Annotated in this window: 3 protein-coding genes, 1 tRNA gene and 1 pseudogene; 3 read left to right on the top strand and 2 right to left on the bottom strand. The window is 68.8% G+C overall.

The genetic code is table 11. The annotated features are described in order from the left end of the window. A pseudogene (locus B9S58_RS11540) lies at positions 1-286 on the bottom strand (hypothetical protein); the annotation flags it as partial. A gap of 143 nt (positions 287-429) precedes the next feature. On the opposite strand from B9S58_RS11540, the gene hrpA reads away from it, so the two are divergent. From hrpA to B9S58_RS11525, 3 genes are all read left to right on the top strand, one after another. Next, positions 430-4,377 (top strand): ATP-dependent RNA helicase HrpA, encoded by a 3,948-nt coding sequence (gene hrpA, locus B9S58_RS11535; protein WP_103532025.1) that lies wholly within the window; start codon positions 430-432, stop codon positions 4,375-4,377. 127 nt (positions 4,378-4,504) lie between these two features. After that, positions 4,505-4,579: transfer RNA gene (locus B9S58_RS11530), tRNA-Asp, on the top strand. Between the two features lie 153 nt (positions 4,580-4,732). Further along, positions 4,733-5,005: a DUF6274 family protein gene (locus B9S58_RS11525; protein WP_103532024.1), complete on the top strand. Its 273-nt coding sequence runs from the start codon at positions 4,733-4,735 to the stop codon at positions 5,003-5,005. A 560-nt stretch (positions 5,006-5,565) separates the two neighbouring features. Here B9S58_RS11525 and bldC read toward each other — a convergent pair. Continuing rightward, complete coding sequence (gene bldC / locus B9S58_RS11520; RefSeq protein ID WP_003949541.1) at positions 5,566-5,772, bottom strand: developmental transcriptional regulator BldC; 207 nt, start codon at positions 5,770-5,772, stop codon at positions 5,566-5,568. Between the last annotated feature and the right edge of the window lie 624 nt (positions 5,773-6,396).

Below are 6,396 nucleotides of genomic sequence, written 5' to 3'. Positions count from 1 at the left end.
CCGGGGCGAGGCCCGGCGCCTGGTCGTACGCGGTGCGGGCGCGGCTGGGGACGGCGGGCTCGCCGTCGTGGTCGCGGAGCTTCCCGCAACCGGGGACACGGGTGTCCGCGCCGGCGGATTCGGCCACCGGGGCCCGGTCCTGCTCGATGGAGGCCGGGGCGGAGGTGGAAGGCACGGATGCCCCGGTCGCGGCTCCGGCGGACACCGCCGTCGCCGCCGGTCCGCACAGCAGCGCCACGACGACCGCGAGCAGCGCCGGCAGGCTCCACCACTGCGTACGGGACACGGGGACCGGGCCTTTCTCGCGGCAGAGGGCGTCTTGGGGCGGGGCTGAGTGTTCGACTGCCCGAAATGGTACGTGCCGCGTGACACAGCCCGCGCGAAATGAGGTCGCCACTCCGCGGGCCCGGGTGAGATCCTGGGAGCCGTATGTCTACTTCCTTCGCCGATCTCCAGTCCCAGCTCGGACAGCTCTCGCTCCGTGACGCGAACCGGCTCGGCCGGCGCCTCGAAGGAGCGCGCCGCATCCGCAAGCCCGAGGCCCGCCAGTCCGTGCTGGACGAGATCGCGGCCCAGGCGGGCAAGGCGGCCGAACGGCTCGCGGCACGCGCGGCCCGGCTGCCGCCCCTGTCGTACCCGGAAGAGCTGCCGGTCAGCCAGAAGAAGGACGAGATCCTGGAGGCGGTACGCGACCACCAGGTCGTGATCGTCGCCGGGGAGACCGGGTCCGGCAAGACCACGCAGATTCCCAAGATCTGCATGGAGCTGGGGCGCGGCGTCCGGGGCATGATCGGGCACACCCAGCCCCGCCGGATCGCCGCCCGTACGGTCGCGGAGCGGGTCGCGGACGAGCTGAGGACGCCGCTGGGCGAGACCGTCGGCTGGAAGGTCCGCTTCACCGACCAGGTGAACCCGGAGTCGACGTATCTGAAGCTGATGACGGACGGCATCCTGCTCGCCGAGATCCAGACGGACCGCGAGCTGCTGGCGTACGACACGATCATCATCGACGAGGCCCACGAGCGATCCCTGAACATCGACTTCCTGCTCGGTTATCTGGCCCGGCTGCTGCCCAAGCGCCCGGACCTGAAGGTCGTCATCACCTCGGCGACCATCGACCCGGAGCGGTTCGCCCGCCACTTCGGCGAGGCGCCGATCGTGGAGGTCAGCGGGCGCACGTATCCCGTCGAGGTGCGGTATCGCCCCCTTCTCGAAGAGGAGAGCGAGGACTCCGACCGGGACCAGATCACCGCGATCTGCGACGCCGTGGACGAGCTGGGTCACGAGGCCCCCGGCGATGTCCTGGTCTTCCTCTCCGGTGAGCGCGAGATCCGGGACACGGCGGACGCGCTGAACAAGCGGAACCTCAGGCACACCGAGGTGCTCCCCCTCTACGCACGCCTCTCGCACGCCGAGCAGCACCGCGTCTTCCAGCGCCATACGGGACGCCGCATCGTCCTCGCGACGAACGTGGCCGAGACCTCGCTGACGGTCCCCGGCATCAAGTACGTGATCGACCCGGGCAACGCCCGTATCTCCCGCTACAGCCACCGCACCAAGGTCCAGCGGTTGCCGATCGAGCGGATCTCCCAGGCCAGCGCCAACCAGCGCAAGGGCCGCTGCGGCCGTACGTCGGACGGCATCTGCATCCGGCTGTACTCGGAGGACGACTTCGTCACCCGGCCGGAGTTCACCGACCCGGAGATCCTGCGGACCAACCTGGCCTCCGTCATCCTCCAGATGACCGCCGCCGGGCTCGGCGACATCGAGAAGTTCCCCTTCATCGACCCGCCGGACCGCCGCAACATCCGCGACGGCGTGCAGCTCCTCCAGGAGCTGGGGGCCCTTGACCAGGGCGAGAAGTCCCCCCAGGAGGGGAAGAAGGGGCAGCGGCTCACCCCGCTCGGCCGCAAGCTCTCCCAGCTGCCCGTCGACCCGCGCCTGGCCCGCATGGTCATCGAGGCCGACCGCAACGGCTGCGCCCGCGAGGTCATGGTCATCGCCGCCGCGCTCTCCATCCAGGACCCGCGCGAGCGGCCCGCGGAGAAGCAGACCCAGGCTGACCAGAACCACGCCCGGTTCAAGGACGAGACGTCCGACTTCCTGGCGTATCTGAACCTCTGGGCCTACGTCCGCGAGCAGCAGAAGGAGCGTGGCTCGTCCTCGTTCCGCCGCATGTGCAAGCAGGAGTATCTGAACTTCCTGCGCATCCGCGAATGGCAGGACATCTACGCGCAACTGCGCACGGTGGCCAAGCAGATGGACATCACCGTCGAGGAGCCCAAGGCGGAGGGGTCCATCCCCGAGCAGGCGGTGCACACCTCACTGCTGGCCGGGCTGCTGTCGCACATCGGGCTGAAGGACACCGAGAAGAACGAGTACGTGGGCGCGCGCAACGCCAAGTTCGCGATCTTCCCCGGGTCGGCGCTGTTCAAGAAGCAGCCGCGATTCGTGATGTCGGCGGAGCTGGTGGAGACCTCCCGGCTGTGGGCGCGGGTCAACGCCAAGGTCGAGCCCGAGTGGATCGAACCCCTCGCCGAGCACCTGCTGAAGCGCACCTACAGTGAGCCGCACTGGGAGAAGGACCAGGCGGCGGTGATGGCGTACGAGCGGGTCACCCTCTACGGGGTGCCGATCGTCGCTCAGCGCAAGGTCAATTTCGGACGTATCGACCAGGAGGCCTCGCGGGACCTGTTCATCCGCAACGCCCTGGTCGAGGGCGACTGGCGCACCCACCACCAGTTCTTCCACGACAACCGCAAACTCCTCGGAGAGGTCGAGGAGCTGGAGCACCGGGCCCGCCGCCGCGACATCCTCGTGGACGACGAGACGCTCTTCGACTTCTACGACCAGCGGATTCCCGAGCACGTCGTGTCCGGGGCGCACTTCGACTCCTGGTGGAAGAACAAGAAGCGCGAGGAGCCGGACGCGCTCGACTTCGAGCGCTCCATGCTCATCAACGAGAAGGCCGGGGCCGTCACCAAGGACGACTACCCGGACTCCTGGCGGCAGGGGAAGCTCAAGTTCAAGGTGACCTACCAGTTCGAGCCCGGCGCGGACGCGGACGGCGTGACCGTCCACGTACCGCTCCAGGTGCTCAACCAGGTCACCTCCGAGGGTTTCGACTGGCAGATCCCGGGGCTGCGCGAGGAGGTCGTCACCGAGCTGATCCGCTCGCTGCCGAAGCCGATCCGCCGGCACTACGTGCCCGCGCCGAACTACGCCGACAAGTTCCTCGACCGGGCGGTCCCGCTCCAGGAGCCGCTGCCGTTCACGCTGGCGCGGGAGCTCCAGCGGATGGTCGGGGTGCCGGTCACCGCGGACGACTTCGACCTCTCCCGGGTCCCGGACCACCTGAAGATCACGTTCCGGATCGTCGACGAGCGGCGGCGCAAGGTCGCCGAGGACAAGGACCTGGAGGCGCTGAAGCTCCAGCTGCGGCCGAAGGCCCGGCAGGCGCTCTCCAAGGCGGCCGCGGCGACCGCCGGGCCGTCCGGCGAGTCCATCGAGCGTTCCGGCCTCACGGACTGGACGATCGGGGCACTGGACAAGGTCTTCGAGACGCGGAGGGCCGGGCAGCCGGTCAAGGCCTATCCGGCGCTGGTCGACCAGGGCGACACCGTGGCCGTCCGCCTCTTCGACACCGAGGCCGAGCAGCAGCAGGCGATGTGGCGCGGCACCCGGCGGCTGATCATGCTGAACATCCCGGTGAACCCGGCGAAGTTCGCCTCGGACCGGCTCTCCAACCAGCAGAAGCTGGCCCTGTCCCGTAATCCGCACGGTTCGGTGCAGGCCCTCTTCGAGGACTGCGCGACCGCCGCCGCCGACCGGCTGATCGCCGCGCACGGCGGCCCCGCTTGGGACGAGAAGGCGTTCCGGACGCTGTACGACAAGGTCCGCGCCGATCTGGTGGACCTGACCGTCCGCACGATCGACCAGGTGCAGCAGATCCTGGCCGCCTGGCAGGCCTGCGAGCGCCGGCTGAAGTCGACCAACAGCCTGACGCTGGCGGCCAACGTCACCGACGTCACCGAGCAGTTGGCCAGACTCGTACCGTCCGGTTTCGTTACGGCCACCGGACTGCGCCGACTGCCGGACCTGATGCGCTACCTGGTGGCGGCCGACCGGCGGCTCCAGCAGATGCCGACGGGCGCCCAGCGGGACACCACGCGGATGGCGAAGGTCCACGAGATGCAGGACGAGTACGCCTGGCTGCTGGAACAGCTTCCGCAGGGCAGGCCGGTGCCGCAGGAGGTGCTGGACGTCCGCTGGATGATCGAGGAGCTGCGGGTCAGCTACTTCGCGCATGCCCTGGGCACCGCGTTCCCCGTATCGGACAAGCGGATCGTGAAGGCGATCGACGCCCTCGCGCCCTGACGCGGAGGCTTCGACGGGGCCCGGGAGGCGGTGACGGAGCCACCACCAGGAGTGAAGTCGACCTGGGCCTCCCACCTCCTGTACAGTCTGGATTCGCAGCAAGCCGCAAGGCAAGCGGCGAAAACCTGGTCCTGTGGAGCAGTTTGGAGTGCTCGCCACCCTGTCAAGGTGGAGGCCGCGGGTTCAAATCCCGTCAGGACCGCAGTAGAGGAAAGCCCGGATCGTTTTCGATCCGGGCTTTCTCGCGTCTTGACGGCGGCATCCGCCGCGGGTACCCCGTAGAGGCAGAGGCTGTCCCTCTTCCCTCGGCGCTCCTCACGGCGGGGGCGGCCGGGCTCACCGGGAGGTGGCTCGCATGTCCGCGTCCACAGCACGACACGAGACCCGCGCGCTGCTGCGCGCCCACCTGGCGGCCGCTTCCGCCTATCGCCACCTCACCCGGCACTGCGCGGTCTGCCATCGCCTCCTGCGCCTCGCCATGGAGCCTGGGGGCGACGGAGAGCGGAGAGCGCCCACAGGCCATTCCGGCGCCCCGCAGGCCGCCGCCGGGCGGCAGGCCTCCGCCGGGCGGCCCGAAGAGCGCGAGAACGAGGCAGGGGCCGGGGCCGAAAGGCCCTCCGCGACATGACCATCGGCCGGATGATTCCGCGTCCGTGCGGTGGCAGGCTCGAAGTTGGCAAGCATCGGGAGGTGTGACGGGAGTCACCGAAAGAGTTTTCAGACCGGGGGATTTTACGCCTCTCCTACAACTGGTGAATTTAATATGTGCAATTGCACGGGGGTGGCGGGCTCGCGAGGCCCGTTCCGTCCGGGGCTGTCCCGCCGCGTCCCCGCCCCGCCCGGGGCGCTCGTCCGCACTCCCGCACAGACCCGCTCACCGGCCCGCTCGCGGGCCCACGAACGCCCCGCCGCCCCCTCCGAAGCCGACCGACCGCCCGGTTCTGGAGGGACCCGCCCAAGAGGCCGGGAGCGACCCGGGCAAGCCCGCCCGGGGCATAAAAAAGATCGCGCTGGACCCGGCGGAGTCCAGCGCGATCGATACGACGGCACCCGTAGAACACAGGTATGACGCCCGTTGGGGCAGGCGTCCGTCGAGTGGAGCCATGGATGGGCGGCTGAGGTTGGGGGACCTGGCAGCTGCCCGGGTTGTGATGCTGTGCTGCTGTATTGCTGCGCGGCAGGGGTGTGTCAGGCCTCGCTGCGCTGCTGCGGAATACCCGCAAGCAGTGCGCGGACCTCTGCCTCGCGGTACCGGCGATGCCCACCGAGCGTGCGGATGGACGTGAGCTTGCCAGCCTTGGCCCAACGGGTGACCGTCTTCGGGTCCACGCGGAACATCGTGGCAACCTCAGCCGGGGTCAGCAGCGGCTCGGCATCAGGGGTGCGAGCGGTCATGAGCGGCCTCCTCGGGAGAACCGAACCTTCTCGGTTCTTTCCTCTAAATTCTGCACCTTGACCCGCGTTGCCCGAAATGGCGGACGCGGGCCGAGTCGGTTATAGGACGAACGGCTTGTCCTCGGCACTACAACTACACCATCCGTCCAGCCGCGTCGGCCAAACCGATGGAATTGCCCTCCCAGGTGTTCATCAGCGACGGAAGCCGATGGACCATGCCATAGCGGACAGTCACACCCTGGTGACGATCAGTCACAGAGCGATCAGGAGTCGTCAGACCCCCCATAGAGTGCAATGTCGAGCATTCCGCCCTTACTTGGACAGAAGGAGCCCTCCCCGGACTCCTTGTCCTATTTTGGCATGAGGGGTAGGGATGGGCGCAAGGGCCCCGTTAGTGCTGTCCATCACGCTTGAGGCAAAGGCCCGGTTCGGGACGTAAGTCCTGGACCCAGCGGAGTACGCTTCCGCCTCACACATCACACGTGCCACACAGGACACAGGTTCACGGCCCGTCACCTGTCCGTCGAGCCCCCTTCGCCGCCCTCCGTCGAGGCGGCCCGGCTTCCTCCTCCTTCCGTACGGTCCGACCTCGCGGCCTGTCCGCCGGCCTCTCGGCCGTTCTGG

Source organism: Streptomyces sp. SM11 (genome assembly GCF_002910905.1).
GTDB lineage: Bacteria > Actinomycetota > Actinomycetes > Streptomycetales > Streptomycetaceae > Streptomyces.
This window is presented reverse-complemented; position numbering and strand designations above follow the sequence as displayed.